The organism is Microbacterium sp. CR_7 (assembly GCF_041954755.1).
Classification (GTDB): Bacteria; Actinomycetota; Actinomycetes; order Actinomycetales; family Microbacteriaceae; genus Microbacterium.
The window spans coordinates 244,978-270,560 of sequence record NZ_JAVAYF010000003.1 but is presented as its reverse complement, the minus strand read 5'-3'; the positions used below and the strand labels follow the sequence as shown (position 1 = coordinate 270,560).

General features: G+C 69.9%; 23 protein-coding genes. 14 read left to right on the top strand and 9 right to left on the bottom strand.

The genetic code is table 11. The annotated features are described in order from the left end of the window. Nucleotides 1-52 precede the first annotated feature (52 nt). The 7 genes from RAC81_RS07450 (at nt 53) to RAC81_RS07420 (ending at nt 7,355) form a co-directional block, all read left to right on the top strand. Nucleotides 53-340 carry a hypothetical protein gene (locus tag RAC81_RS07450; protein WP_375081765.1) on the top strand — a complete coding sequence of 96 codons (288 nt, stop codon included), beginning with the start codon at nt 53-55 and terminating at the stop codon, nt 338-340. Between the two features lie 178 nt (nt 341-518). Beyond that, a complete protein-coding gene (locus RAC81_RS07445; protein ID WP_375081764.1) occupies nt 519-2,219 on the top strand; it encodes a peptide ABC transporter substrate-binding protein in 1,701 nt (566 codons plus the stop codon). 40 nt (nt 2,220-2,259) lie between these two features. Next, nucleotides 2,260-3,225 (top strand): ABC transporter permease, encoded by a 966-nt coding sequence (locus RAC81_RS07440; RefSeq protein ID WP_375081763.1) that lies wholly within the window; start codon nt 2,260-2,262, stop codon nt 3,223-3,225. Beyond that, a complete protein-coding gene (locus RAC81_RS07435) occupies nt 3,222-4,124 on the top strand; it encodes an ABC transporter permease (RefSeq protein ID WP_375081762.1) in 903 nt (300 codons plus the stop codon). The genes RAC81_RS07440 and RAC81_RS07435 overlap by 4 nt, the downstream gene beginning before the upstream one ends. Next, entirely contained in the window at nt 4,121-5,146 is a 1,026-nt protein-coding gene (locus tag RAC81_RS07430) for an ABC transporter ATP-binding protein (RefSeq protein WP_375081761.1), read from the top strand. Before RAC81_RS07435 ends, RAC81_RS07430 begins: the two co-directional genes overlap by 4 nt. Continuing rightward, the gene (locus RAC81_RS07425; protein ID WP_375081760.1) at nt 5,143-6,171 is read left to right on the top strand and encodes an ABC transporter ATP-binding protein; all 1,029 of its coding nucleotides are present in this window, start codon (nt 5,143-5,145) and stop codon (nt 6,169-6,171) included. Before RAC81_RS07430 ends, RAC81_RS07425 begins: the two co-directional genes overlap by 4 nt. 98 nt (nt 6,172-6,269) lie before the next feature. After that, on the top strand, nt 6,270-7,355 hold the full coding sequence (locus RAC81_RS07420; protein ID WP_375081759.1) for a tartrate dehydrogenase: 1,086 nt from the start codon (nt 6,270-6,272) through the stop codon (nt 7,353-7,355). Nucleotides 7,356-7,430: 75 nt separating this feature from the next. Here the strand turns inward: RAC81_RS07420 and RAC81_RS07415 are convergent, their stop codons facing one another. The 3 genes from RAC81_RS07415 to RAC81_RS07405 form a co-directional block, all read right to left on the bottom strand. Then, on the bottom strand, nt 7,431-7,781 hold the full coding sequence (locus RAC81_RS07415; protein WP_375081758.1) for a TraR/DksA family transcriptional regulator: 351 nt from the start codon (nt 7,779-7,781) through the stop codon (nt 7,431-7,433). A gap of 154 nt (nt 7,782-7,935) precedes the next feature. Next, complete coding sequence (locus RAC81_RS07410; RefSeq protein ID WP_375081757.1) at nt 7,936-8,259, bottom strand: cupin domain-containing protein; 324 nt, start codon at nt 8,257-8,259, stop codon at nt 7,936-7,938. 161 nt (nt 8,260-8,420) lie between these two features. Then, nucleotides 8,421-10,991: an MMPL family transporter gene (locus RAC81_RS07405; protein WP_375081756.1), complete on the bottom strand. Its 2,571-nt coding sequence runs from the start codon at nt 10,989-10,991 to the stop codon at nt 8,421-8,423. A gap of 69 nt (nt 10,992-11,060) precedes the next feature. On the opposite strand from RAC81_RS07405, the gene RAC81_RS07400 reads away from it, so the two are divergent. Together RAC81_RS07400 and mscL are read left to right on the top strand one after the other, a co-directional pair. Beyond that, nucleotides 11,061-11,633 (top strand): TetR/AcrR family transcriptional regulator, encoded by a 573-nt coding sequence (locus tag RAC81_RS07400; RefSeq protein ID WP_375081755.1) that lies wholly within the window; start codon nt 11,061-11,063, stop codon nt 11,631-11,633. Nucleotides 11,634-12,059: 426 nt separating this feature from the next. Beyond that, nucleotides 12,060-12,470, top strand: a complete 411-nt coding sequence (gene mscL / locus RAC81_RS07395; protein ID WP_375081754.1) for a large conductance mechanosensitive channel protein MscL — start codon at nt 12,060-12,062, stop codon at nt 12,468-12,470. A gap of 224 nt (nt 12,471-12,694) precedes the next feature. Here the strand turns inward: mscL and RAC81_RS07390 are convergent, their stop codons facing one another. Genes RAC81_RS07390 through RAC81_RS07380 form a run of 3 tightly spaced genes read right to left on the bottom strand, consistent with a single transcriptional unit; the run spans nt 12,695 to nt 16,158 of the window. Next, a complete protein-coding gene (locus RAC81_RS07390) occupies nt 12,695-12,841 on the bottom strand; it encodes a hypothetical protein (protein WP_179297510.1) in 147 nt (48 codons plus the stop codon). Beyond that, nucleotides 12,838-15,171: a phosphoribosylformylglycinamidine synthase subunit PurL gene (gene purL, locus RAC81_RS07385; RefSeq protein WP_375081753.1), complete on the bottom strand. Its 2,334-nt coding sequence runs from the start codon at nt 15,169-15,171 to the stop codon at nt 12,838-12,840. The genes RAC81_RS07390 and purL overlap by 4 nt, the downstream gene beginning before the upstream one ends. Nucleotides 15,172-15,210: 39 nt before the next feature. After that, nucleotides 15,211-16,158 (bottom strand): helix-turn-helix transcriptional regulator, encoded by a 948-nt coding sequence (locus RAC81_RS07380; RefSeq protein ID WP_375081752.1) that lies wholly within the window; start codon nt 16,156-16,158, stop codon nt 15,211-15,213. A 98-nt stretch (nt 16,159-16,256) separates the two neighbouring features. On the opposite strand from RAC81_RS07380, the gene RAC81_RS07375 reads away from it, so the two are divergent. Beyond that, nucleotides 16,257-16,709 carry a VOC family protein gene (locus RAC81_RS07375; protein ID WP_375081751.1) on the top strand — a complete coding sequence of 151 codons (453 nt, stop codon included), beginning with the start codon at nt 16,257-16,259 and terminating at the stop codon, nt 16,707-16,709. 74 nt (nt 16,710-16,783) lie between these two features. Here RAC81_RS07375 and RAC81_RS07370 read toward each other — a convergent pair whose 3' ends face one another. Continuing rightward, nucleotides 16,784-18,184, bottom strand: a complete 1,401-nt coding sequence (locus RAC81_RS07370) for a serine/threonine-protein kinase (RefSeq protein ID WP_375081750.1) — start codon at nt 18,182-18,184, stop codon at nt 16,784-16,786. Between the two features lie 203 nt (nt 18,185-18,387). Between RAC81_RS07370 and RAC81_RS07365 the strand changes: the two genes are divergently transcribed. The 3 genes from RAC81_RS07365 (at nt 18,388) to RAC81_RS07355 (ending at nt 20,717) form a co-directional block, all read left to right on the top strand. Continuing rightward, nucleotides 18,388-18,615 (top strand): DUF2188 domain-containing protein, encoded by a 228-nt coding sequence (locus RAC81_RS07365; RefSeq protein ID WP_096713984.1) that lies wholly within the window; start codon nt 18,388-18,390, stop codon nt 18,613-18,615. Next, entirely contained in the window at nt 18,615-19,379 is a 765-nt protein-coding gene (locus tag RAC81_RS07360) for a 3-keto-5-aminohexanoate cleavage protein (protein WP_375081749.1), read from the top strand. The genes RAC81_RS07365 and RAC81_RS07360 overlap by 1 nt, the downstream gene beginning before the upstream one ends. 153 nt (nt 19,380-19,532) lie before the next feature. Continuing rightward, complete coding sequence (locus RAC81_RS07355; RefSeq protein ID WP_375081748.1) at nt 19,533-20,717, top strand: MalY/PatB family protein; 1,185 nt, start codon at nt 19,533-19,535, stop codon at nt 20,715-20,717. Between the two features lie 76 nt (nt 20,718-20,793). Here the strand turns inward: RAC81_RS07355 and RAC81_RS07350 are convergent, their stop codons facing one another. Further along, complete coding sequence (locus RAC81_RS07350; protein ID WP_375081747.1) at nt 20,794-21,789, bottom strand: NAD-dependent epimerase/dehydratase family protein; 996 nt, start codon at nt 21,787-21,789, stop codon at nt 20,794-20,796. A gap of 4 nt (nt 21,790-21,793) precedes the next feature. After that, complete coding sequence (locus tag RAC81_RS07345; RefSeq protein ID WP_375081746.1) at nt 21,794-23,125, bottom strand: MFS transporter; 1,332 nt, start codon at nt 23,123-23,125, stop codon at nt 21,794-21,796. 130 nt (nt 23,126-23,255) lie between these two features. On the opposite strand from RAC81_RS07345, the gene RAC81_RS07340 reads away from it, so the two are divergent. After that, nucleotides 23,256-25,559, top strand: a complete 2,304-nt coding sequence (locus RAC81_RS07340; RefSeq protein ID WP_375081745.1) for an FAD-dependent oxidoreductase — start codon at nt 23,256-23,258, stop codon at nt 25,557-25,559. The last annotated feature ends 24 nt before the right edge of the window (nt 25,560-25,583 follow it).

Genomic DNA, 25,583 nt, shown 5'->3' with positions numbered 1-25,583 from the left:
CCCGGCGCGCGGTCCTCGCACCACGCGGCACCTGCCGCGATAGCGTCGGGGGATGAGCCGCCGACGCAAGTCAACGATCGCCTGGACTGCCGCGACCCTGCTCGTGGTCGCGGGACTGGCGGCGACGGTCGTCGGTCTGATGACCCCCGTCTCGTTCGGATGGTTTGCGTATCAGCCGCTCTCCTCGGCGACGTTCGCGGGAGACGGCGGCGGTTTCTTCGTATCGCGCACGACAGTGATCGGATTCGTCCTGCTGGCGCTGGGGCTCATCGCGGTCGCCTTCCTCGCCGGGTTGCGTCTCGCGGGGCGGCGGCCTGACGCAGCCGCGCGGAACGCCTGATCCCGGGCGCCTCGGCATCCCGTCGCGCCCTCGAACACGGTCTCTGCCCGCCTCATAGTCACGAACATTGACTAAAGTGCTTGCTATCTCGCCGGGACCGCCTTAGAGTCAGACCACCTACCCGCACCACAGCACGGTCGTACCCGCCCGATTCGTATCGATCACTGGAGATCCGGCAATGTCGCAGTCACGTCTTCGCACCGCTGTACCCGCTTCACGTCGCGCCGTCATCGCGGCCCTGACCGCTGCCGCCCTCGTCGGCTCGCTCGTCGCGTGCAGCTCGTCGTCCACGACGCCCGAGCCGAGCGACGTCGCTGTCGTCGACGGCGGAGAGATCGTCATCGGCGCCGAGCAGGAGCCCGACTGCGCCGACTGGATCGCGACTTGCGGCGGCTCGATCTGGGGCACGTACGTGATGCAGATCCCGACGATGCCGAGCGTGTTCCAGACCCGGCTCGTCGACGACGAGTGGCAGCCCACCCCGTCCGACCTCGTCACGGGCGAGCCCGAGGTCGTCGTCGCCGACGACGGCACCCAGACCATCACCTATTCGATCAACCCGAAGGCCGTGTGGTCCGACGGAGAGCCGATCACCTCGGCCGACTTCGCCTACACCGCCCTGCAGATCCGCGACGGCGACGACATCTTCGACAAGACGGGCTACGACCGCATCACCGCGGTCGACTCCAGCGACCCGGCGACCGCGGTGGTGACCCTGAACTCCGCCTATGCCGGCTGGCGCACGCTGTTCAGCGTCTACGGCATCATGCCCGCCCACCTGCTGGAAGGGCAGGACCGCGCGGCGATCATGGCCGACGGCTACGACTTCAGCGGCGGCCCGTGGAAGATCGAGAAGTGGACGCGCGGGACCTCGGTCACGCTCGTCCCGAACGAGAACTACTGGGGTGAGAAGCCGCACCTCGACAAGGTGACGTTCCTCTTCCTGCCCGACACGACCGCGGCGTTCCAGGCGCTCAAGAGCGGCCAGGTCAGCGTGCTCGCCCCGACGCCGCAGCTCGACGCGCTGACGCAGATCGAGGCCGGGCTCCCCGGCATCCGCTCACAGGTCGACGCTCGAAGCGGCAACCTCGAGGCGATCTGGCTGAACAACGCGGTCGCCCCGTTCGACTCCGTCGCCGTGCGTCAGGCTCTCGCCTACTCGATCGACCGCGACGCGATCGTGAAGCGACTGTTCGGCAGCCTCGGCATCGACGAGGCCCAGCAGAGCTTCAACTCCCCGATGGTCGCGCCCTTCGCCGCCGACGACTTCTCGCAGTACACGCTCGACCTCGACAAGGTCGACGAGCTGATGGAAGGCGACGGCTGGTCGAAGAACGGCGACGGCGTCTGGGCGAAGGGCGGCGAGACGGCGACGTTCTCGATCAAGACGCTCGCCGGCAACAAGCGCCGTGACCTCACCGTGCAGGTCCTGCAGTCGCAGCTGGCGGATGCCGGATTCGAGATGACCATCGATCAGGTCACCCCTGCCGACCTGTTCGGCACGATCGCTCCCGAGGGCGACTTCCAGGCCGGGATCTGGGCGCTGGTCGACACGTTCCCGGACCCCACCCTGTCGTCGACCTTCTCGTCGGTGAACATCCCCAGCGAGGCGAACGGCTTCTCGGGAATCAACTTCTACCGCGCGAACATCGACGGCCTCGACGACCTGCTCGCGCAGGTCGACACCGAGGTGGACCAGGATGCTCGGATCGCGGCCTCGCAGGAAGCCGACGCTCTGATCGCCGAGAACGTGCCATCGCTGCCGCTCGACGTGGTGCCCAACGTGCTCCTGTGGAGCGAGAAGGTCGGCGGTCCGCTGCAGATCAACCCGATCGAGGGTCCGTTCTGGAACCTCGCCGAATGGGGCCTGGCCGGCTGAGGCGCGCTCCCGCACAGCAGGACAGGAACGAGGCGACGACGTGCTCACATTCATCACCCGACGGGTTCTCTACTCGATCCCGGTGATCGTCGTCGCCTCGTTCATCCTCTTCTGGGCCGTTCGCTCGACGTTCGACCCGCTGGCGAAGCTCCGCCAGGCGCACGACCCCTCGGTGATCGCCCGGGAGATCGAGCGACTCGGCCTCGACCGCAGCATCCCCGAGCAGTACTTCCTGTGGCTGCGATCGATGGTCGTCGGCGACTGGGGGCTCAGCACCCGCACCGGCACCCCGGTGCTGCCGCTCATCGGAGAGGCGCTGTGGCCGACGCTGCAGCTCGCGTTCTGGGGACTCCTGACCGCCGTGCTGATCGCCGGCGCGGTGAGCGTGTACTCGGCCGTCCGGCAGTACTCGCTGGGCGACAACCTGCTGACGGGCGCCTCGTACATCGGCATCGCGATGCCCGCCTTCTGGTTCGGTCTCATCCTCATCCAGACCTTCGCGGTGTGGCCCAAGGAGACGTTCGGCCTGAGCGACCCGCCGCTGTACTTCATCGGACTGAACTCACCGGGGCAGAGCGACCCGCTCGACTACCTCCGCCACCTCGTCCTCCCGGTGGCGGCGCTCATGATCGCCCTCGTCGCATCGTGGAGCAGGTTCGGGCGTGCGGCCATGCTCGACGCCCTGTCCAGCGACTACGTCCGCACCGCGCGGGCGAAGGGAGTGCCGCGTCGCCAGGTGATCTGGCGCCACGCGGTGCGCAACTCGCTCGCTCCCTTCGTGACGGTCGTCGCACTCGACGCGGCGATCCTCATCGGCGGTCTCGTCGTCACTGAGCAGATCTTCGCGATCCCCGGCATGGGCCGCCTGTTCCTGCAGTCGCTCGTCGCGGGCGATGTGTACGTGCTGCTGCCGTGGATGATCGTGGTCGCCGTCGCGGTCGTGGTCTGCAACCTGATCGCCGACATCGCCTACGCGGTGCTCGACCCGAGAGTGAGGCTGTCATGAGCAGTGCAGGCATCGCCGGGCGGGAGGAGTTGCTCGCCGAACAGGATCCGCAGAAGGCCCCGACCCGCCAGCTGCTGAAGGGGTTCCTGCGCCATCGGCTCGGTGTCGTGAGCCTGGTCGTCCTCGTCATCCTGCTCGTGGTCTGCTTCGGCGCGGCGTGGATCGCGCCGTATCCGCAGGGACAGCAGGACCTGCTGACCGGACCCACCCCGCCATCGGGCGCCCACTGGCTCGGCACCGACGAGCTGGGCCGCGACTACCTGAGCGAGATCCTGTTCGCCGGGCAGATATCCCTCGCGATCGGTCTCGCCGTCGCCCTCCTCGCCACCGTCGTCGGCACGGCGCTGGGCGCGGTCGCCGGTTACGTGGGCGGGTGGATCGGCGAGCTCATCATGCGCATCACCGACCTGTTCCTCATCGTGCCGGCGATCGCGCTGCTCGCCGTCATCCTGCAGGGGCTCGGCTCGTCGCCCACGACGATCGTCTTCGCACTCACCGCGCTGGGCTGGACCTACATCGCCCGGGTCGTGCGGGCGCAGGTGCTGTCGCTGCGCGAGAAGGACTTCATCGACGCGGCGCGCGGCATCGGGGCATCCGGGTTCCGCATCGTCGTGTCGCACCTGCTGCCGAACCTCGCCGGGGTGATCGCGGTCGCGATGAGCCTCGCGGTCGCCTCGTCGATCATCGCCGAGTCGACCCTGAGCTTCCTCGGTTTCGGCGTGCAACCGCCGCAGACGAGCTGGGGATCGATGCTCAGCCAGGCCGCCGGGTACGTCGGCACGCCCCAGGTGTACCTGCTGTACTTCCCCGGCCTGTTCATCCTCGTCACCGTGCTCTGCGTCAACTTCATTGGAGACGGTCTCCGCGACGCCCTCGACCCGCAGGGGAAGAACCTATGACCAGCCCCTCTGTCGGCGGCCACGGCGAGATCCTGCTCCAGGTCGAAGACGTCGCGATCAGCTTCCCCACCGACCACGGGCTCGCCCGCGCCGTCGAAGGGGTCTCGTTCACCCTGCGCACGGGCGAGACCGTCGGCATCGTCGGCGAGTCCGGATCGGGCAAGTCGATGACGGCGATGGCGATCATGGGACTGCTGCCGAAGAAGGCCGTCGTCACCGGGTCGATCAGACTGCGCGGCCGCGAGCTCGTCGGGCTCTCCGACGACGAGCTGCGTGAGATCCGCGGCAAGGACGTCGCGATCGTGTTCCAGGATGCTCTGACCGCACTGAACCCGGTGATGCGCGTCGGCGAGCAGCTGGTCGAGGCCGTGCGCGTGCACCGCCCCGAGAGCACGGCCGCCGAGCGGAGGGCCAGGGCCGTCGAACTGCTCGACCTCGTCGGCATCCCCTCTCCCGAACTGCGCGTCGATCGCTACCCGCACGAGTTCTCCGGGGGCATGCGCCAGCGCGTGATGATCGCCATGAGCATCGCGAACGAACCCGACCTCCTGATCGCCGACGAGCCGACCACCGCCCTCGACGTGACGGTGCAGGCGCAGGTGCTCGAGGTGCTGCGCGAGGTGCAGCGCCGCACCGGCACGACCGTGCTGCTCATCACGCACGACCTCGGGGTCGTCGCCGGCACCGCCGACCGCGTGCTGGTCATGTACGCGGGAGGACTCGTCGAGACCGCCGACGTCGACCCGCTGTTCTACGAGACCGCCCATCCGTACACCGCCGGACTGCTCGCCTCGCTGCCGCGGCTCGACAGACGCTCCTCGCGCGACGAGCGTCTGTACCAGATCGCCGGGCAACCGCCGGTGGCGACGGAATGGCCGCAGGGATGCCGCTTCGCACCACGCTGCGCCCACGCCGTCGCCGGACTCTGCGACGCGGTGGTGCCGCCGCCGATCGAGGTCGGCGTCGGGCATACCGCCGCCTGCGTGCGCGTCGACGAATGGCAGAAGGAGGCGGTGTCATGAGCGCATCGCAGGTTGAGGAACGCACCGGCAACACCGGTCTCACGGTCGACGGACTCGTCAAGGAGTACCGCGTCGGCGGCGGCCTGTTCGGCCGAAGCCGCGAGGTCGTGCAGGCGGTGTCGGATGTGAGCCTGTCGATCGAGGGTGGGCAGACCTTCGGGCTCGTGGGCGAGTCGGGATGCGGCAAGTCGTCGCTCGGACGCAGCGTCGCCCGCCTGCAGCCCAGCGACGGGGGATCGATCCGGCTCGGCGATGATGACATCACGGCCGTGTCGGGGGAGCGCCTTCGGCTGCTGCGGCGGCGGGTGCAGTTCGTGTTCCAGGATCCGTACGCCTCGCTCAACCCGCGTAAGTCGGTGCGGGCGACGCTCACCGAACCGCTCGTCATCCACGGGCTGCACCGCGGCGACCGCGATCGCCGCGTCGAGGAGCTGCTCGCGCAGGTCGGGCTCAACCCCGCCCACGCCGACCGCTTCCCGCACGAGTTCTCCGGCGGGCAGCGGCAGCGTATCGGCATCGCCAGAGCGCTCGCCGTCGAGCCGGAGGTGATCGTGCTCGACGAGCCGGTCAGCGCGCTCGACGTCAGCGTGCAGGCCGGCGTGCTCAACCTGCTCGACGACCTGCAGCGCGACCTGGGCCTCACCTACCTGTTCATCGCCCACGATCTGTCGGTCGTGCGGCATCTCAGCGACCGCGTGGGAGTCATGTACCTCGGCAAGCTCGTCGAGGAGGCGCCGGTCGACGAGCTGTACGAGCGGCCGCTGCACCCGTACACGCAGGCGCTGCTGTCGGCGATCCCCGTGCCCGACCCCCGGGCCGAGCGGGCTCGCGAGCGCATCGTGCTCACGGGAGACGTGCCGAGCCCGGTGGCCCCGCCGAGCGGATGCCGGTTCCGCACCCGCTGCTGGAAGGCCACCGCGATCTGCGCCGAGGTCGTGCCCGAGCTCGCCGAACCCGGACTCGTCACGCCGGGCAGCACGCACCGCGTCGCGTGCCACCACCCTGCCGACCGCGACGTGCTCTGACCTGCCCGAGCTTTCGAATCGCCTGATTTGCGGCTTTCGACCTCGGGATTCTGCACATCAAGCGATTCGAAAGCCGCCACCCCTCCGAAAGGACACCCATGACCACCACACACCGCATCGCCGTGATCGCCGGCGACGGCATCGGCACCGAGGTGATGCCCGAGGGGCTGCGCGTGCTGCGGGCCGCCGCGGCACGTTTCGACATCGCCCTGGAGTTCGAAGAGTTCGACTTCGCGAGTGCCACCTATTGGCAGCAGCACGGCAAGATGCTGCCGGACGACTGGTTCGACACCCTCCGGGGATTCGACGCCATCTACTTCGGCGCCGTGGGCTGGCCCGAGGTCGTGCCCGACCACGTGAGCCTGTGGGGGAGCCTCATCCGGTTCCGCCGAGCGTTCGACCAGTACGTCAATCTGCGGCCGTGTCGCCTCATGCCCGGGGTCGTCTCGCCGCTCGCCGGTCGGGAGCCGGGCGACATCGACTTCTACGTCGTGCGCGAGAACACCGAGGGCGAGTACTCGTCGATCGGCGGCCGCATGTTCGAGGGCACCGAGCGGGAGTTCGTGCTGCAGGAGACGGTCATGACCCGCACCGGTGTCGACCGGGTGCTGCGCTACGCCTACGACCTCGCCGCGCGCCGCAGCGGGCACCTCACGTCGGCGACCAAGAGCAACGGCATCTCGATCTCGATGCCGTACTGGGATGAACGCGTCGCGGCGGTGGGTCTCGACTACCCCGACGTGACGCGCGACCAGTTCCACATCGACATCCTCACCGCGAACTTCGTGCTGCACCCCGACTGGTTCGACGTGGTCGTGGCGAGCAACCTGTTCGGCGACATCCTGTCCGACCTCGGCCCCGCGTGCACCGGCACGATCGGCATCGCGCCGAGCGCGAACATCAACCCCGAGGGTGTGTTCCCGAGCCTGTTCGAGCCCGTGCACGGGTCGGCGCCCGACATCGCCGGGCGAGGCATCGCCAACCCGATCGGCCAGATCTGGTGCGGGGCCATGATGCTCGAGCATCTCGGATATCCGGATGCCGGAGCGGCCGTGCTCGCCGGCATCGAGGGCGTTCTCGCCCGAGGAGCGGATGCCGCGCCCTTCACCCCCGACCTCGGCGGCACCGCCACGACGGTCGAGCTCGGCCGCGCGATCGCCGACGCCGTCGCCTCCGGTCGTTGAGCGGCCGGGGCCCCATCCGCTCCGGTCGTTGAGCGAGCGGAGGGAGACGAAACGCGGTCCCCTCCGCGGAACCCCTCAGCCGCCGAGCTTCTCCGCGCACGCGACGCAGTGGGTGGCGAACGGCCGCACCTCCAAGCGCGCCGCCGGAATGGGCCGACCGCAGTGCGCGCAGATGCCGTACGTTCCGGCATCCCGTCGTTCGATCGCCTCGTCGACCTGCCGGAGTTCCGATGCCGCGGCCTCGGCCAACCCGGTCAAGCGCGACCACTCCGACGACAGCGTGACGCCCTCCGGGTCATGCTCGTCGTCGTCGTTCGACCCCTCGCGGTCGTGCGTGAGCTGATCGAGCGTCGCCCTCGTCGACTCCACCCGGGCGACCGCGTCGGCGCGCAGCCTTTCGAGGAGTGCCCGCGGGTCCGAGGTCATCCGCACACCCTACGCCGCCCCACCGACACCGCCGCTACCGCATCCGACACCCACGGCCCCGTCCCTCCGGCTGACGATCCCCCGCATGGCCGGCCGCGCTGCAGCATCCGTTCCGCCATCCGGGGATCCGCCAGGCATCCGCGACCGTCGGGAACTACTCCAGCCACTCCGTCACGAACCGGTCGCTGGCGTGGATGTGCGTCGCGTTGTACGTGCCGCCGTCGAGCACCTCGAACCGGTGCGCGAGGAGCGCGGGCGCGGCGATGACCTGTCCGCCTTCGACGACGACCTGGTCGTCGCCGAGCGTGAACAGCGCGCGCCCCGAGTGCACGAGGAACGTCTCGACGTACGGATGCCGGTGCAGCCGCGGCCCCGACCCCGGCACCGCCGTGAACTCGCGGATCAGGCTCACCGGCGACCCGATCAGGTATCCCTCGATGTTCTCGTCGGATCCGATGTCGGTGGGCTGGATCGTCATGGTGCCTCCTCGCACGCCGAGGCTACCGCCCGGCATCCGTCCCCACCACCCGCATGGCTGGCCTTTCCCCGGTCGGCCGGCGAATCACCGGCATCCGTCCCGCCACCCGGGATTCCCTCAGCCATCCGGCCGTCACGGCCTGCGGATCAGCGGATGCCGCGTCAGCCCCGTTCGCGCCGGGCTCGCCGCGTGCGGGGGACGGGAGCCGCCTCCACCTCGGGCTCGGCCACGGTCACCGTGTCGGTGTGCACGGACGGGTGGTCGCGCTCCAGGGACGCGCCCTCCATGTCGACGTTCGGGATGATGCGGTCGAGCCAGCGCGGCAGCCACCACGCCGAGCGCCCGAGCAGGTGCATGAGCGCCGGCATGAGCAGCATCCGCACGACGAACGCGTCGAGCAGCACGCCGAACGCGAGGCCGAAGCCGATCGAGCGGATGATGGTCGACTCCGAGAAGATGAATCCGCCGAACACCGACACCATGATGAGCGCCGCCGCGATCACGACGGAGCGGCCCGCGCGGAAGCCCTGTGCCACGGCATCCCTCGCCGAGGCCCCGTGCACGTATGCCTCGCGCATGCCCGAGGCGAGGAACAGCTGGTAGTCCATCGCGAGTCCGAACAGGATGCCGACGAGGATCACGGGCAGGAAGCTGAGGATCGGCCCCGTGCTGTGCAGCCCGATGAACTCCGCGCCCCAGCCGAACTGGAACACCGCCACGGTGAGTCCGTAGGTCGCGAACAGGGAGAGCACGAACCCGCCCGTCGCGATGAGCGGCACGAGCAGCGACCGGAACACCACGATCATGATCAGCAGCGAGAGCCCGACCACGACGACGAGGTAGATCGGCAGCACGCCGGCGAGCGATTCGGAGATGTCGATGTTGATCGCCGCCTGGCCGGCGACGCCGAGCGTGATGCCGTCGCTCGACGGCAGGGAGCGGATGTCCTGCACGAGCTTCTCGGTCGAGGCGCTGTTGGGACCCTCGGCGGGCAGCACCTGGAACGCGAGCAGCGAGTTGTCGTCGGATGCGGCGACCGGCGCGACCGCGACCACGTCGTCCTGATCCGCGAGCCTCTGCGCGACCTCGACCTGGGTGGCGAGCAGATCGTCGTCGCCGACCGCGTCGTCGAGCGCCGCCGTGACGAGCAGCGGTCCGTTCGCGCCCTCGCCGAACTGCTCGTCGACGGCCTGGAAGGCGCGGTAGCTGGTCGAGTCGGTGGGCTCGCTCGATCCGTCGGGCAGTCCGAGGCGCATCGACATCGAGGGGATGGCGACGACCAGCAGCGCGACGACGCTGACGAGCACCGTGACGATCGCGCGCAGGGTCGACATGCGCTTCACGGGCTTGCCCGCGGCGTGCGGCTGACCGACGGAGGCCCGGGCCTTGCGGCCGAGCAGGCGCATGCCGGCGAGACCGAGCAGCGCCGGGGTCAGCGTGATCGCGACGAGCACGGCGACCGCGACGCACACCGCGCCGACCGTTCCCATGAGACCGAGGAACGGCACCCCCGTCACATTCAGGGCGAGCAGCGCCACGATCACGGTGGAGCCGGCGAACACGACCGCGGTTCCCGACGTGCCGGTCGCGAGGCCGATCGACTCCTGCACGGGCGATCCGGCGAGCAGCTGCTTGCGGTGTCGGTTGACGATGAAGAGCGAGTAGTCGATGCCGACGGCGAGCCCCAGCATCACGCCGAGCACCGGAGTCACCGACGCCATGTCGACCACGCCGGAGAACGCGAGGGATGCCGTGACGCCGACGCCCACGCCCACGATGGCCGTGATGATCGGGAAGGATGCCGCGAGCAGCGAGCCGAGCATCACGATGAGCACGACGGCGGCGATGGCCAGGCCGATCGCCTCGCCGACACCGAAGATCTCGGGCACGCCCTGGGCGATGTCGGTGCCGAAGTCGACCTCGACGCCGTCGACGGGAGAGTCCGCGAAGTGGGCGATCGTGGCCTGCTTCACCTCTTCGGAGAGCTCGAGGCGGGGGTCCTCGAACGACACGTTGACGATGGCGGTCGAGCCGTCGTCCGAGACGACGCCGATGCCGTTCGCGAGGTCGAGGAGCGTCGAGCCGAGCTCGACCTGCTTCTCGTTGCCCTCCAGCTCGGTGCGCGACTCGTCGAGCGTCTTCTGCTGCGCGTCGAGCTGGGCGAGCTGAGCGTTCAGTCCGGCGAGCTGCGCGTCGAGTGCGGCGAGTTGAGCCGACGGCGCCCCGGCGGCCTCGGCCTGCGCGCGGGCGGCGGTGAGCTGGTCGAGTCCGGACTGCAGCTGTGCGCGGCCGTCGTCGAGTTGGGTCTGGCCGGCGTCCAGCTGGGCTCGACCGTCGGCGATCTGCTTCTCTCCGTCGGCGAGCTGCGCGGCCTGATCAGACTGCTGCGCTTGCGTCTCGAACGGATCGATGACCGACGCGACGCCGTCGAGGTCTTCCGCGCTCGCGGCGAGGTCGGAGATCTCCTGCTTCTGCTCGTCGGTGAACGCCGAGCCGTCGGTCGTCCGATACACGACGGTGCCGGTCCCTCCCGCGGTGTCGGGGAGCTTCTCCGCCAGCTGGTCGGTGACCGCGCCGGATGCGGTGCCGGGGATGTCGAAGCTGTTGCTCAGCGCCCCGCCGAGACCGAGAAAGGCGCCGACGCCGATGCCGAGGAGCACGACCCAGGTGACGACCACCGCCCAGGCGCGACGAGCGGCGAGCGAACCCAGGCGGTACAGCAGTGAGGCCAACGCGATCTCCTTCAGTCATGAAGAGCATACGGTGCGTCTCGTCTAGAGTTCTGTGGTTATCCTGAACACGTGGTGAACGAGCATCGGAGCGGGCCCGTGCGCAGCACGGCTGCCCGAGAGGCGATCCTCGACGCGACGGCCCGGCTCTTCCACAACCGCGGTTACGACCGACTCACGATCGAGGGGATCGCCAAGGAAGCCGGAGTCGGCAAGCAGACGATCTACCGCTGGTGGCCGTCGCGCGGTGCGCTGATCGGCGAGTGCCTCGCCGAGGGCCGGCTGATACCCGTCGACTTCGTCGTGCCCGATACGGGCGACCTGGCCGCGGACGTCGAGACGTGGCTGCGCAGCGTGCTGTCGATCCTCGACGCCCCCGAGGGCGGTGCGCTGCTGCGGTCGCTCGTCGCCGCAGCGACGGAGGATGCCGGGGTCGGCGCCCATCTCGGCGAGAGCCTCGGGGTGGAGAAGTACCTCGCCGAACGACTGCGCGGCGGCATCCGCGACGGGCAGCTCGCCGCCGACGCTCCGGTCGAGCAGATCGGTCGAGCGATCCTCGGGGCGATCATCGTGGAATCGCTCGGACGCGAGGAGCACGACACCGCCGCAGTGGTGCGACTGACGCGCTTTCTCTTCTCTCGCTGAATGTATTCCGGAGCGCCGGAATATCAATGTGCGCGTATCGACGAAGAGCCGCATACCGCTGCCCACGAATGCCCCGCAGTGCAATCCATTCCTCGCGAGAGGAATGCGACGGCGATACACCACGCGACGAATTGCGCGCGCCGAACCGTGACGCGGCGAGCGAGGGGCGATACCCGGGATACCGCCCCTCCTCCTTCGCTGCTGCTGAAGGATGCGCCGATCCACGATTCCCCCCGAATCGTCCCTCAAAGAATCGGCGCTGGCAAAATAGCACGTATTTGTTCACCCTTTCAGGTCAAATAGGTAAACGCAAACAGGAGTTGAAAAATGCGTCCCTATTCGTGCATCATCGGTGGAGCATCGCCACGGGTCCTGTGCGGATCCGCTTTTCTCTCTCGGCTGCCGCCGACACTCCTGGGGGACACAATGATCAAGGGATTCAAGGATTTCATCGCGCAGGGCAACGTGATCGACCTCGCGGTCGCCGTCGTCATCGGCTCCGCGTTCACGGCCATCGTCACCGCGGTCGTGGCGAGCGTCATCACGCCCCTCGTAGGGCTCGTGTTCGAGGCCGACGCCACCGGCACGTTCGGCCCGAAGCTGACCAACATCTACGGCAACGAGGTCACGTTCCCGCTGGGCGACCTGCTCTCGGCGGTCATCGCGTTCTTCGCCGTGGCGCTGGTCGTGTACTTCGTCTTCGTACTGCCGATGAACACGTGGAAGGCCCGCCAGGCGGCACGCAAGCCGGCGGTCGTCGAGGTCGTGGCCCCGACCGAGACCGAGCTCCTCGTCGAGATCCGCGACCTCCTGCGCGCGAACGCTTCGTCGCGCTGACCCAAGACCAGGGACTCCCGTGAGTCCCGAGATCGTCGAGTCGCCGTTCCCATGCGGAACTCGACCGTCGGCCCGTCTCCCGCAGGGCGCGGCCGATAAGAGGCTCAGCACGGGACTGGGCCTGATCCGGCGACGAGACCTCCCCTCGGAAGCCGGAGAGGGGTGCCCGCTCGGGCGGGCACCCCTCACTCTCGTCGTCGGCTCATCGGAGCCGAGCGCGCTGCTCAGCCGAGGAGCAGCGTGATCACGGTCGCTCCGCCGCCGCCCAGCAGCAGCGCCACGATCACGACCCACGCGACCACGCGGATGCGGCGGTTGCGGCGCTCGCCCAGGTCGCCGTAGTCGTCGTCGGGGCGGCTCAGCTCGCTCATGCGCCGACCGGTTCCGCGACGGTCGGGCCGAAGGCCGCTGGCAGGGTGGCCTGAGAGCGCTCGCGGATCTCGGCGACGGGGATCGTGAACACGTCCTGCACCTCGAGCTTGGCGTCCTGCCCGTCCGTCACGCCGATTCGGGCGACCGGGTAGTTGCGGCCCTCGCAGAGTCCGCGGAACTTCACGTCGTCCTCGCGCGGCACGGTCACGATGACGCGACCGGTCGACTCCGAGAACAGCGCGGATGCAGCATCCACGCCGTCTCGCTCGATGATCTCGTTCAGCCAGACGCGCGCGCCGACGCCGAAGCGGGAGACGCCCTCGGCGAGCGCCTGCGCGAGACCGCCCTCCGACACGTCGTGCGCCGACGAGATCAGCCACTCGTCGCGTGCCGCCGCGAGCAGACCGGCGAGGCGCTTCTCGCCCGCGAGGTCGACCTTCGGGGGCAGGCCGCCGAGGTGCTGGTGAACGGTCTCGGCCCACGCCGAACCCGAGAGCTCCGTCGAGGTCGTGCCGAGCAGGTAGATGTTCTGGCCCTCGTCCTGCCATCCCGACGGGATGCGGCGCGAGACGTCGTCGATGATGCCGAGCACGCCGACGAGCGGGGTGGGGTGGATCGGCACGTCGCCGGTCTGGTTGTAGAACGAGACGTTGCCTCCGGTCACCGGGGTGCCGAGCTCGTAGCATCCGTCCGCGAGGCCGTCGACGGTCTGGCCGAACTGCCACATGACCTCGGGGTTCTCGGGGGAGCCGAAGTTCAGGCAGTCGGTGATCGCGGTGGGGACGGCGCCGGTGACGGCGACGTTGCGGTAGGCCTCGGCGAGAGCGAGCTGCGCACCCGCGTACGGGTCGAGCTGGCAGTAGCGACCGTTGGCGTCGGTCGAGATCGCGAAGCCCAGGCCCGACTCCTCGTCGACGCGGATCATGCCGGCGTCGTCGGGGAACGCGAGGGCCGTGTTGCCGAGCACGTAGTAGTCGTACTGGTTGGTGATCCAGCGGGTGTCGGCCAGGTTCGGCGAGGCGACGAGCGCGAGGAACTGCTCGCGCAGCACCTCGGGGTCGTTCGAACGCGGCAGGTTCTCTGCGGCATCCGCCTGCAGTGCGTCGATCCACGTCGGGTAGGCGACCGGGCGGTCGTAGACCGGGCCGTCGACCGCGACGGTCGAGGGGTCGACGTCGACGATGCGCTCGCCCTGCCAGTCGATGATGAGGCGTCCGTCGCCGGTGACCTCGCCGAGCACAGAGGTCTCGACCTCCCACTTGTCGACGACGGCCATGAACGCGTCGAGCTTCTCGGGAGCCACGATCGCCATCATGCGCTCCTGCGACTCCGACATGAGGATCTCCTCGGCCGTGAGCGACGGGTCGCGCAACAGCACGTTGTCGAGCGAGACCTTCATGCCGCTGTTGCCGTTGGCTGCGAGCTCGGAGGTCGCGCACGAGATGCCGGCCGCGCCGAGATCCTGGATGGCCTCGACGAGCTCGCCGCGGTACAGCTCGAGGCAGCACTCGATGAGCACCTTCTCGGCGAACGGGTCGCCGACCTGCACCGCCGGGCGCTTGGTCGGTCCGCCGTCGGCGAAGGTGTCGGATGCCAGGATGCTGGCGCCGCCGATGCCGTCGCCGCCCGTGCGGGCGCCGAAGAGCACGACCTTGTTGCCGACGCCGGTGGCATTGGCGAGCTTGAGGTCCTCGTGGCGGAGGACGCCCACGGCCAGCGCGTTGACGAGCGGGTTGGCCTGGTAGACGGAGTCGAAGACCGTCTCGCCGCCGATGTTCGGCAGGCCCAGGCAGTTGCCGTAGAAGCTGATGCCGCTCGTGACGCCGTGCACGACGCGGGCGGTGTCGGGATGGTCGATCGCGCCGAAGCGCAGGGCGTCCATGACCGCGACCGGGCGGGCGCCCATCGAGATGATGTCGCGGACGATGCCGCCGACGCCGGTGGCCGCACCCTGGAAGGGCTCGATGAAGCTCGGGTGGTTGTGGCTCTCCGCCTTGAACGTGACGGCCCAGCCCTCGCCGACGTCGATGACGCCCGCGTTCTGGCCCATGCCGACCATGAGGCGTTCCTTCATCTCGTCGGAGACCTTCTGGCCGAAGCGGCGCAGGTAGTTCTTCGACGACTTGTAGGAGCAGTGCTCCGACCACATGACCGAGTACATCGCCAGCTCACCGGAGGTGGGGCGACGGCCCAGGATCTCCTTGATGCGGGCGTACTCGTCGTCCTTGAGGCCCAGCGCCGCGTAGGGCTGCTCCTTCTCGGGAGTCGCGATCGCGTTCTCGACGGAGTCGGGGACGTGCTTGTGGGCAGGTGCAGGGGCGGTGGTCACGCGCACTCCAAGGGAAGGGGCCGGCGGGGCGATCCCAGTCTACCGGGGGGATGCCGCGGCGAAGCGCGCCGCGAGAGCGCGGGCGGCCTCCGCCAAGGGAGCGGGACCCGTGACCGTGAAGGGGGCGTCGAACCGCGTCACAGCAGCGAGCACCCCGACCCACGACCACGACCCGACCGTGACCCGGCACGATCTGTCGTCGACGGGTTCGACCGAGCCGTCGGCAGCGATCCAGGGTGCGACCTCGCGTGCCGGAAGCTCGATCACGACCTCGCCGATGCAGGGCCAGCGGTCGTCGGCATCCGATCCCTTGGCGCGGGCGGCGAGGTAGGTCTGCGCGTCCTGCGCGGGGAGCGGGCGCGGCGTGAACGACGGGCCGGTCGGGATGCGCGGGGTCATCCGGTCGAGGCGGAAGGTGCGCCAGTCGTCGGCGTCGAGGTCCCAGGCGAGCAGGTACCACCGGCCTTGCCGAGCGACGACCGCGTGCGGCTCGGCGCGCCGCGGCGGTCGATCGGACTGTCCGTAGTCGAAGCGCAGCACGAGGCGGTCGCGTACTGCGGCGCTCACAGCTTCGAGCACGGCGGGGTCGACGCGCACCTCGTTCGCGGAGCCGGAGAAGCGGATGCCGTCGATGCGGTGCCGCAGCCGCGAGGGCATGACCTGGCGCACGGTCGCCAGGGCGCGAGCCGCCGCTTCGTCGACGTCGATGCCGCTCGCGGGGATGCTCTGCAGGGCGACGGCGATCGCCACGGCCTGTGCGTCGTCGAAGAGGAGCGGGGGCAGCTCGGATCCGGCATCCAGTCGATAGCCGCCGTCGGGTCCCTTGATGGCCGTGATGCGGTACCCGAGTTCGCGCAGGCGGTCGACGTCACGACGGATCGTGCGCGGGGTCACGTCGAGTCGATCGGCCAGCACGGCACCCGGCCAGTCGCGCCGTGCCTGCAGGAGAGACAGGAGAGCGAGCATGCGCGACGAGGATCCGGCCATGCGTTCATTGTCGCGCGAGTAGCGGTCCGCACCTGACCTCTACTGCTGTGATCGTGGTTCTCGCGGCATACGCCGCCCTCATCCGACAGGAGAACCTCATGACCATCACCACCACCACCCACCTGAACTTCCGCGGCACCGCTCGACAGGCTCTCGAGTTCTACGGCTCGGTCTTCGCCGCCGATGTCTCCATCGCGACCTACGCCGACTTCGGGATGCCGGCCGAGGCGCCGGGGGCGAACCGCGTCGTGTTCGGGCAGGTCGCGAACGCCTCCGGCTTCCGCCTCATGGCCTACGACGTGCCTGGCGCCGACGAGGCGGAGTCCGTCGCCGGGACCACCCGCCGCGAGAACGGCGTCACCCTCACGGACCGGACGTTCTTCCAGTCGCTGCAGGCCGAGTCGCTCGACGAGCTGCGGGGCTATTGGGACGCGCTCGCCGACGGCGCGGACATCATCGAGCCCCTCGCCGCGTCAGCCTGGTCGGCCGGCTTCGGGATGCTGACCGACCGGCTCGGCGTGACCTGGGTGCTCGACGTGCGCGCGGCCTGATCCCCCGCCTTCGGTTGGCACCTCGTGCGGGAATTCCGCGTGAATTCCCGCGGGAGGTGCCGACTGAACGGGGGTCAGTCGTCGTCGCTCTTGTTGCCGGGGCCCTTGTTCTCGTTGCCCGGCTTGTCCTTCTTGTCGCCCTTGCCGCCGTTGTTGTTGCCGGGGCCCTTGTTCTCGTTCTGGGTCGGCTGGTTGACCGCCGGCTGGTTCACGACCGGTTCCGGCTCGGTCGGCTCGCTCACGACCACCTCGACGGGGGCCTCCCCGGAGTCCTCGGGCGCGATGACGGTGCGCTCGGCGAAGGATGCCGCGAGGCGGCCGCCCTCGGCGACGGGAGGGTTCCCGGCCACGAAGCCGGTGACGAGGGCTCCCGCGACGACGACCGCGGCGGCTGCGGCGATGCCGGCGACGGCCCGGGGGTTGCGGCGGCGGCGTGCGGAGGTTGCGGAGTCGAGCACCGCGGTGCGGTCGGTCGGCGGTTCTGCAGGAGCGAGGGCGGCGACACCCGCGGCACCCGCGGCACCCGCGACGCCGGCGGCACCCGCGACAACGCGCACAGCATCCGGAGCGGCTGCGGCAGCCGCATCCGCGCCCGCGGCAGTCCCAGCCGCCGCCGGCACGACGGCGGTCGGAGCCTCGCCGCGCATGAGAGATCGGGCGGCGCGGGCGACCTCGCGCGCGGTGGGGCGCTCTGAGGGCTCGAGGCGCGTCATCTGGTCGAGCAGCCCGCGCCACTCGTCGGGCACGCTGTCCGGGATGGTCGGCGGGTTCATGAGCCGGGCGACGGCTGCTCCCCGTCCGGTGCTCATCGCCGGGTACGCGGGTTCGCCGGTGAGGGCTTCGATCAGCATGAGGCCCAGCGAGAAGACGTCGACGGCCGTGCCGGGTTCGGCGTCGCGCAGCTGCTCGGGCGCCATGTACGTGAGGGTGCCGAGCACGATCCCGGGCGAGGTCAGGCGGGGGCTGCCGACCGTGCACGCGATGCCGAAGTCGGCGAGCTTGGCGGTCCACGGTCCGCCGCCGGGGTCGCGGGCCAGCAGCACGTTCGACGGCTTGACGTCGCGGTGCACGATTCCTGCTCCGTGCACGATCGACAGTGCCTCGGCGACGTCCCGCGCGACGCGGGCGACCTGGCGCGGACGCATCGGCCCTGTGCTCATGCGGCGGGCGAGGGTGGGACCCTCGACGAACTCCATTACGAGATACCGCGGGCGGCCGGGGATCAGCTGCGCGTCGTAGAGCGTGACCAGAGCGCGATGGTCGACGGCCGCGAGCAGCGCCTTCTCGTTGTGAGCCCGCTCGGCAGAGGAGGAGGCGTCGTCGTCCTCGTGGATCATCTTGATCGCGACGACGCGCTCGAGGTGGGTGTCCTCGGCCCGGTAGACGGTCGCCATGCCGCCGCGACCGACCCGCTCCTTGAGCACGTAGCGGCCGTCGAGCAGCGCCTCGGTGGGCGACATCACCTCGAGGCTCATCGGGCGCTCCGCGCAGCGGTCTTCGGGTCGGGCATGACATGACGGTACGGTCCGAAAATCCACCCGTCATCGCCCTTGACGTGGCGCGGGATGTCTGCATGCTGCGGCATCCGCTCCATCGTCGAGAACCGCGGATCCTGTCAAGCCCCTCCTGCCGTGTCCGAGCCCTCGCGTAGAAAGGAGGCGACGGAGAGGACATCCCCATGGCTGCAGGAGACATCGAGACGTTCCAGCGCGACGGCATCTGGTTCAACCGGATCGAGGGGGAGTCACGCACCCTGGGGAACAGCTTCGAGACGCAGGAGGAGGCGGTGCGGGTCGGCCGAGGAGCGGCGACGGCACGCCAGGTCGCGCACAACATCCGCACCGAGGAGGGCCCGTCCGACACCGGAGGGCTGCACCAGTTCCACCCGCGGGAGCTCATGAACTGATGTCAGGGCCGGGCGACACGAGGGCCGTCGGGTCGGGACGGATGCTGGTGCAGGTGTGCATCAACGGTGCGCGCGAGCTCACCCAGCATCCTCGGCTGACAGCCGATGCGACGCTCGCGGCCGCGGATGCAGCGCGGGCGGTCGCGGCCGGTGCGCGGGAGATCCACGCGCACGCCAAGGATGCCGCGGGGCGCGACTCCGTGGCACCCGACCATGTCGCGGAGTGGGTGCGCGCGCTGCGCGCGGCGTGCCCCGGTATCCCGATCGGTGTGACGACCGGCGCGTGGACCGAGCCCGACGTCGAGCGCCGCCTCGCGGCGATCGAGGCGTGGACCGAGCTGCCCGACCATGCCTCGGTGAACTGGCACGAGGCCGGGGCCGACGAGGTCGCGGTGGCTCTGCGGCGTCGAGGCGTCGGCGTCGAGGCCGGGATCTGGGACGGCACCGGATTCGAGGCCTGGCGCGACTCTCCCGTTCGCGGGGAATGCATGCGGGTGCTGATCGAGCTGCCCGACGAGGCCGCCGACGTCGTGCGTACCCACGCCGAGGGCCTGATCGCGCACGTGCGCGCGGAGGATGCCGAGGTCCCGATCCTGCTGCACGGCGAGGAGAGCTCGGCCTGGCCGGCGCTCGCGCTCGCAGTCGAGCTCGGACTCGACACCCGCATCGGGTTGGAGGACACACTCGTCCTCCCCGACGACCGCACGGCGTTCGACAACGCCGCCCTCGTGCGTGCGGCGATGGGCGTCGTCTCGGCGAGCTGAGGCGAGGATGCCGTCACGTGTCGACACGTGAGGTGCGTGCCGACGGAGTGCGTCCGTAGGCTGGAGGCTCCCGTCGAAGGAGTCCCCGTGTCCGTCATCCGCATCGTGAGCGTCGCCCGGCGATGTCGGACGGTGGGCTGAGAGCTGAACGACATGACCGACTCCGCGCGCCGCGCCCCGCATCCCTTCGACACCAGGACCCGATTCGATCTCGATCGTCCCGAGAGCCGGAAGTGGAGTCTGCACCCGGGCAGCATCGGCGCGTGGGTGGCCGAGATGGACTTCGGCATCGCGCCCGAGATCGCCGCAGCTCTGCACCGCGCGGTCGACGAGGAGACCCTCGGATACCTGTCGCCGCCGCTCGCGGCTGAACTCGGAACGGCCACGGCCGACTGGATGCGCACCGAGTACGGCTGGACCGTCGATCCCGAGCGCGTGCATCCGGTGTCGGACGTGATGGCCGCGCTCCGCGTCGCCGTGGAGGAGTACGCGCCGGCCGGGTCGCCGGTGATCGTGCCGACCCCCGCGTACATGCCGTTCCTCACCTACCTGCCGTCGATCGGGCACTCCGTGATCGAGGTGCCGGGCGTCGAGGTCGACGGACGCTGGCACCACGACGTCGACCGCATCGACGAGGCCTTCGCCGCCGGCGCGCGCACGCTCGTGCTGTGCAACCCGCACAATCCGACCGGCACCGTCGTCGACCGCGACGAGCTCGAGGCGATCGCCGAGATCGTCGAGAGGCACGGCGGGCGGGTGTTCGCCGATGAGATCCACGCGCCGCTGCGCTTCGACGGTCGGTCCTTCACGCCCTACGCCTCGCTGTCGGAGGCGACGGCCGCGCACACCGTCACCGGCACGAGCGCGTCGAAGGCGTGGAACATCCCCGGGCTCAAGGCCGCTCAGCTCGTGCTCTCGAACGACATCGACCAGGAGCAGTACCGCCGGTTCGGGTTCTCCGTGCAGCACGGCGCGTCGACGCTCGGAGTCGTCGCGTCGACCGCGGCGTACCGGTCGGGGCGTCCGTGGCTCGACGGGGTGCTCGCCTACCTCTCCGATTCGCGGCGCACGCTCGGCGAGCTCGTCGCCGAGCACCTGCCCGGCGCGCTCTACCGCGAACCAGAGGCCACTTACATCGGCTGGATCGACACAGGCGCGCTCGGCATCCCGGGCTCGCCCGCCCGGTTCTTCCGTGAGCGGGCCGGCGTCGTGCTCACCGACGGCGCGCTGCTCGGTCACGGCTACGAGGGCTTCGTGCGCGTGGTGTTCGCGACGCCGCGGCCGATCCTCGCCGAGGCGCTCGCCGCGATGGGGGATGCCGTCCGCGCATCGCGCTGACCGCGCGCTGACCCGTCGCCCCGCGCGTCGTTGAGCGTGCGAAGCGAGACGAAACGCGGCTCCCTTCGCAGAAGGCCTACCGCCGCGCCGCGTCCACCCGCTCGCGTCGCGCCTGGACGGCGGCCTCGATCATGCCGGCCTCGTCGTACTCGGGCCGGAACCCGAGCAGTTCCCTGGCCCGAGCGTTGCTGGTCGTGTACGACGGCGCCGTGTCGGGCAGGGTCAGCGGCGTCGTGGGCAGCCCCGCGGCATCCGCCAGGCGCGCGGCGAACGAGCCGAGGTCGGTCGAGGAGTCGGGGCCCAGCCCCACGACCTCGTGGCCCGACGTCTCACCCTCGAGCGCCAGTACGACGCCGCGCGCGAGGTCGGGCGCGGCCATGATCCCCATGGTGGTCGGGCTGCCGTCCGCCCGCTGAGCGACGATCACCGTGTCGGCCTCGTCGTCGGCGAAGCCGCGGAGCTGGTCGGCGACGAACGCGTTGCCCGCGGCATCCTCTTTCGCGAACCGCGCCTTCGCGAAGAAGCGCGGACCGGAGAAGAACGACGTCGGGTCGAGCAGTTCGGCGGGATGCTGCGTGTGCGAGAACCGCAGCACCACGGTGTCCCAGTCCAGGGTGCGACCGGCGAACGCGACCGTCTCCTCCGCCAGCACCTTGCTGAGTCCGTACCAGGTGCGGGGGAGGCGTGGATGCTGCTCGTCGACGGGCTGGTACTGCGGCGCGTTCTCGGGGTACACCTCGCCGGTGCTCGCGAGCACGAACCGCCGCACCGCCGACCCGGTCAGCGCACGCACCAACGCGAACGTCCCGGTGACGTTGGCCTCGTAGACGGCCTCGGCGTCGGCGTCGTTCCACGACATGAACGCTCCGAGGTGCGCCACGGCCTCGGCATCCGCGAGTCGCGGGTCGCGGGGTGCGAGCTCCGTGAGATCGGTCACGATGTGCTCCACGCCGGGGATCGGCTCGACCGGAGTGACCCGGTCGAGGCCGATCACCTCGTGGCCGCGCGCGACGAGCTGCGCGGCCACGGTCGATCCGACGCGTCCGGAGGCTCCGGTGACGACGATGCGCATGCGCTCAGCCCTTCTCGATCAGCGGGCTCTTCGCGGTCTCGCGCGCCCCGATCACGACGACGAGGGTGATGACGGCTGCGCCCATCACGTAGAAGGCGGGGGCGTAGGTGTTGCCCGTCCACGAGATGAGGCTCTGCGAGAACCAGGGCGTGATGCCGCCGAAGGCGGCGACGGAGATGTTGTACGCGATCGCCATCGAGCCGTAGCGGATGTTCGTGGGGAACAGCTCGGCCATCGCGGCGCTCATCGCCCCGTCGTAGGCGGCCATGAAGACGCCGAGGATGATCATCGCGACCACGGCGGCGAGGAACGCCCCCGATCCCATGAGCATGAGCGTGGGGTAGGTGAGCACGATGAAGCCGGACGCGCCGATGATCATGACGGGCTTGCGGCCGATGCGGTCGCTGAGCAGGCCGAACAGCGGCACGAGGATCATGATCGCCGCGAGTCCGATGGTCGTCACGGCGTAGGCCGTCTGCTGATCGAACTTCAGGTCGGTCTGCAGGTACGAGGGCATGAAGGTCTGCAGGATCCAGTGTCCGACGGCCTTGAGCACGACGAAGCCGATGCAGAAGAGCAGGGCCTTCCACCAGCGCGAGATCGAGGTGCGCAGCGGCTTGGCGGTGACCTCGCCCTTCTCCTTGATCTTCTGGAACTCCGGGGTGTCCTCGAGCTTGAGGCGCAGGTAGAGCCCGGCCGCGCCGAGCGGCAGCGCGAGGGCGAACATGGCCCGCCAGCCCCAGTCGTTCAGGGCGTCGGATCCGAGAGTGGCGGTGAAGAGGAGCACGAGACCGGAGCCCGCGACGAACGCCGCGAAGCCGAAGACGTCGACGAAGCTCGACACGAACCCACGGCGGTTGCTCGGCGCGTACTCGGCGAGCAGGGTGGTCGCGCCGCTGCTCTCGCCTCCCGCCGCGAAGCCCTGCACGAGCCGCACGATCACGAGCAGAAGGGGCGCGACGAGGCCGATCGCGTCGTACGTCGGCAGGATGCCCATGACGAACGTCGCGCCCGAGGTGACCATGATCACGAGGCCGAGCGTGGTGCGGCGGCCGATGCGGTCGCCCATGGAGCCGAAGAAGAGACCGCCGATCGGGCGCATGATGAACCCGGCCGCGAAGACCCCGAACGACGACAGCAGCGCTGCCTGCGGGTCGCCGGTCTGGAAGAAGTGCAGTGCGATGACGGTGGCGAGGGTGCCGTAGAGGCCGAAGTCGAACCATTCGACGAAGTGGCCGACGCCGGCTGCCGTGATGACCTTGCGCATGCGTCGGCGGCGCTCGTCGTCGGTGAGAACCGCGGTGCCGACGCCGTCGGCGGTGTCAGTGATACCCATTACGCGTCCTTGAGTAGAGGTGGTGGGGACACCACAAGCGTAGCGTCTGATGAGAAGCTACTACCGCTCAGTGGTAATCTGCAACCTCTGAACGGTAAAGTCTGATGAGTCGAAGCGACGAGGAGGTCCGATGATCAAGGCGGAGAGCCAGGTGGACGTGGTGGTCGTCGGCGGGGGGCTCGCCGGGACGTGCGCGGCCATCGCCGCAGCGCGGATGGGTTCGCGCGTCGCACTCATCCAGAACCGGCCGGTGCTCGGAGGCAATTCCTCGAGCGAGGTGCGAGTGTGGGTCGTCGGCGCCACCGCGCACGGCACGCAGCGATTCGCCCGCGAGACGGGGATCGTCGGCGAGCTCGTGCTCGAGAACCAGTACCGCAACCCCGAGGGCAACCCCTACTACTGGGACCAGGTGCTGCTCGACGCCGTGCGGTCGGAGCCGAACATCTCGCTGCACCTCAACACCGACGTCCGCGAGGTGCGGATGCACGAGACGTCCCCCGACGAGGCGCCGCGTATCGCGGCCGTGGTCGGCTGGACCATGGGCAGCGAGATCGAGACGGTGTTCGAGGCCCCCGTCTTCCTCGACTGCTCGGGCGACGGGCTGATCGGACATCTCGCGGGAGCCGGCTACCGCGTCGGCCGCGAGTCCCGCGCGGAGTTCGACGAGCCGTGGGCGCCCGAGGTCGCCGACAGCGAGCTGCTCGGCAGCTCCCTCTTCTTCTACACGAAGGATGCCGGCCGGCCCGAGCGCTTCGTGCCCCCGCTGATCGCGAAGGACATCCGCGAGACGCCCATCGTGCGCAACCGCATCATCCGCACCGGCGACAACGGCTGCGACTACTGGTGGATCGAGTGGGGCGGGCACCTCGACACCGTCTCATCGAACGAGCAGATCCGCGACGAGCTGTGGTCGATCGTCTACGGCATCTGGGACTACATCAAGAACTCCGGCGAGTTCGACGCCGACCGGCTCACCCTGGAGTGGGTCGGAGCGATCCCCGGCAAGCGCGAGTACCGGCGGTTCATCGGCGACTACACGATGACGCAGCACGACGTGCTGGAGCAGACGTCGTTCGATGACGCCGTGGCCTTCGGCGGCTGGTCGATCGACCTCCATCCCGTCGAGGGCGTCTACGCCGAGAAGGCGGGGGCGCTGCAGCGTTACAGCGACGGCATCTACCAGATCCCGTTCCGCAGCCTCTACTCGCGAGACGTCTCCAACCTCCTCTTCGCCGGCCGCAACATCTCGGCCTCGCACATCGCGTTCGGCTCCACCCGCGTCATGGCCACCTGTGCCACGCAGGGGCAGGCCGTCGGCACGGCCGCCGCACTGCTCGCCCGCGACGGACTCACGCCCCGCGACCTCGCCGGGTCGCACCGGGGTGCGCTGCAGGCGGCGCTTCTCCGCGAGGATGCCCCGGTGTTCGGCATCTCCGCGACCGACGCCGGCGACCTCGCGCCGGCGGCGACGGTCACGGCGTCGAGCGCGCTCACCGAGGTGTCGACCCGAGCGCACCGCACGGCCGACACGCTGCCGCTCGATCGCGACATCGCCGTGATGATCCCGGTCGACCCGCGGATCGAGGGCGTCGAGCTCGACGTCGTCGTCGGCTCTGACACCACGCTCCGCATCGAGCTCTGGACCACGGGCAAGCCGCAGAACGCCGTGCCCGTCGAGCAGATCGCCCAGGTCGAGGTGCCGGTCGCCGCGGGTGCGGACTCCGTCCTCGCCCCTCTCGCCTGGAACCCGGAGAGTCCCGCGAACGCGGTCGTCGTCGTGCGCGCCGACCCGCACGTCTCCCTCGTGCTCACGGACGAGCGCCCCTACGGCGTGCTCGCGATGGGCGCGAAGCGCGCCGACGACGCCGCGTTCGACGACCACATCCCCGACGCCGAGCACCAGCTCGTCACCGACTGGAACGCCCGGATGCTGCGTCGCCGCAGCGTCTCGCTCCGCGCCGTCGGCGAGACCCGCGCGTGGTCGGCGGACAAGGTCGTCGACGGCAGCAACCGGCCCTACGGCGGCCCTCGCATGTGGTCGTCGGAACGGGTGGATGCCGAGGCGCTCGCCGTCTCGCCGGAGTGGATCGAGCTGCGCTGGCCGGAGCCCGTCGCCGCGGCATCCGTCCGTCTCGTGTGGAACGACGACGTCGACGAGGATCTCATCAACCTGCACCACCACCGCACCGAGTTCACCGTGATTCCGGAGCTCGTCGCCGACTACGAGGTGCAGGTGCAGGTCGACGGCGCGTGGTCGACGGTCGCCGAGGTGACCGCGAACAGGCACCGTCACCGCATCCACGACTTCGCGCAGCAGCAGCTCGACGCAGTGCGAGTACGCGTGAGCCGTACGAACGGATACGCGTACGTGACGCTGAGCAGCCTGCGCGTGTACGCCGAGCCGAGCGGGCGCGATGTCGAACTGCCCTGGTGAGGCGCAGTCGTAGGGGAGACTGGG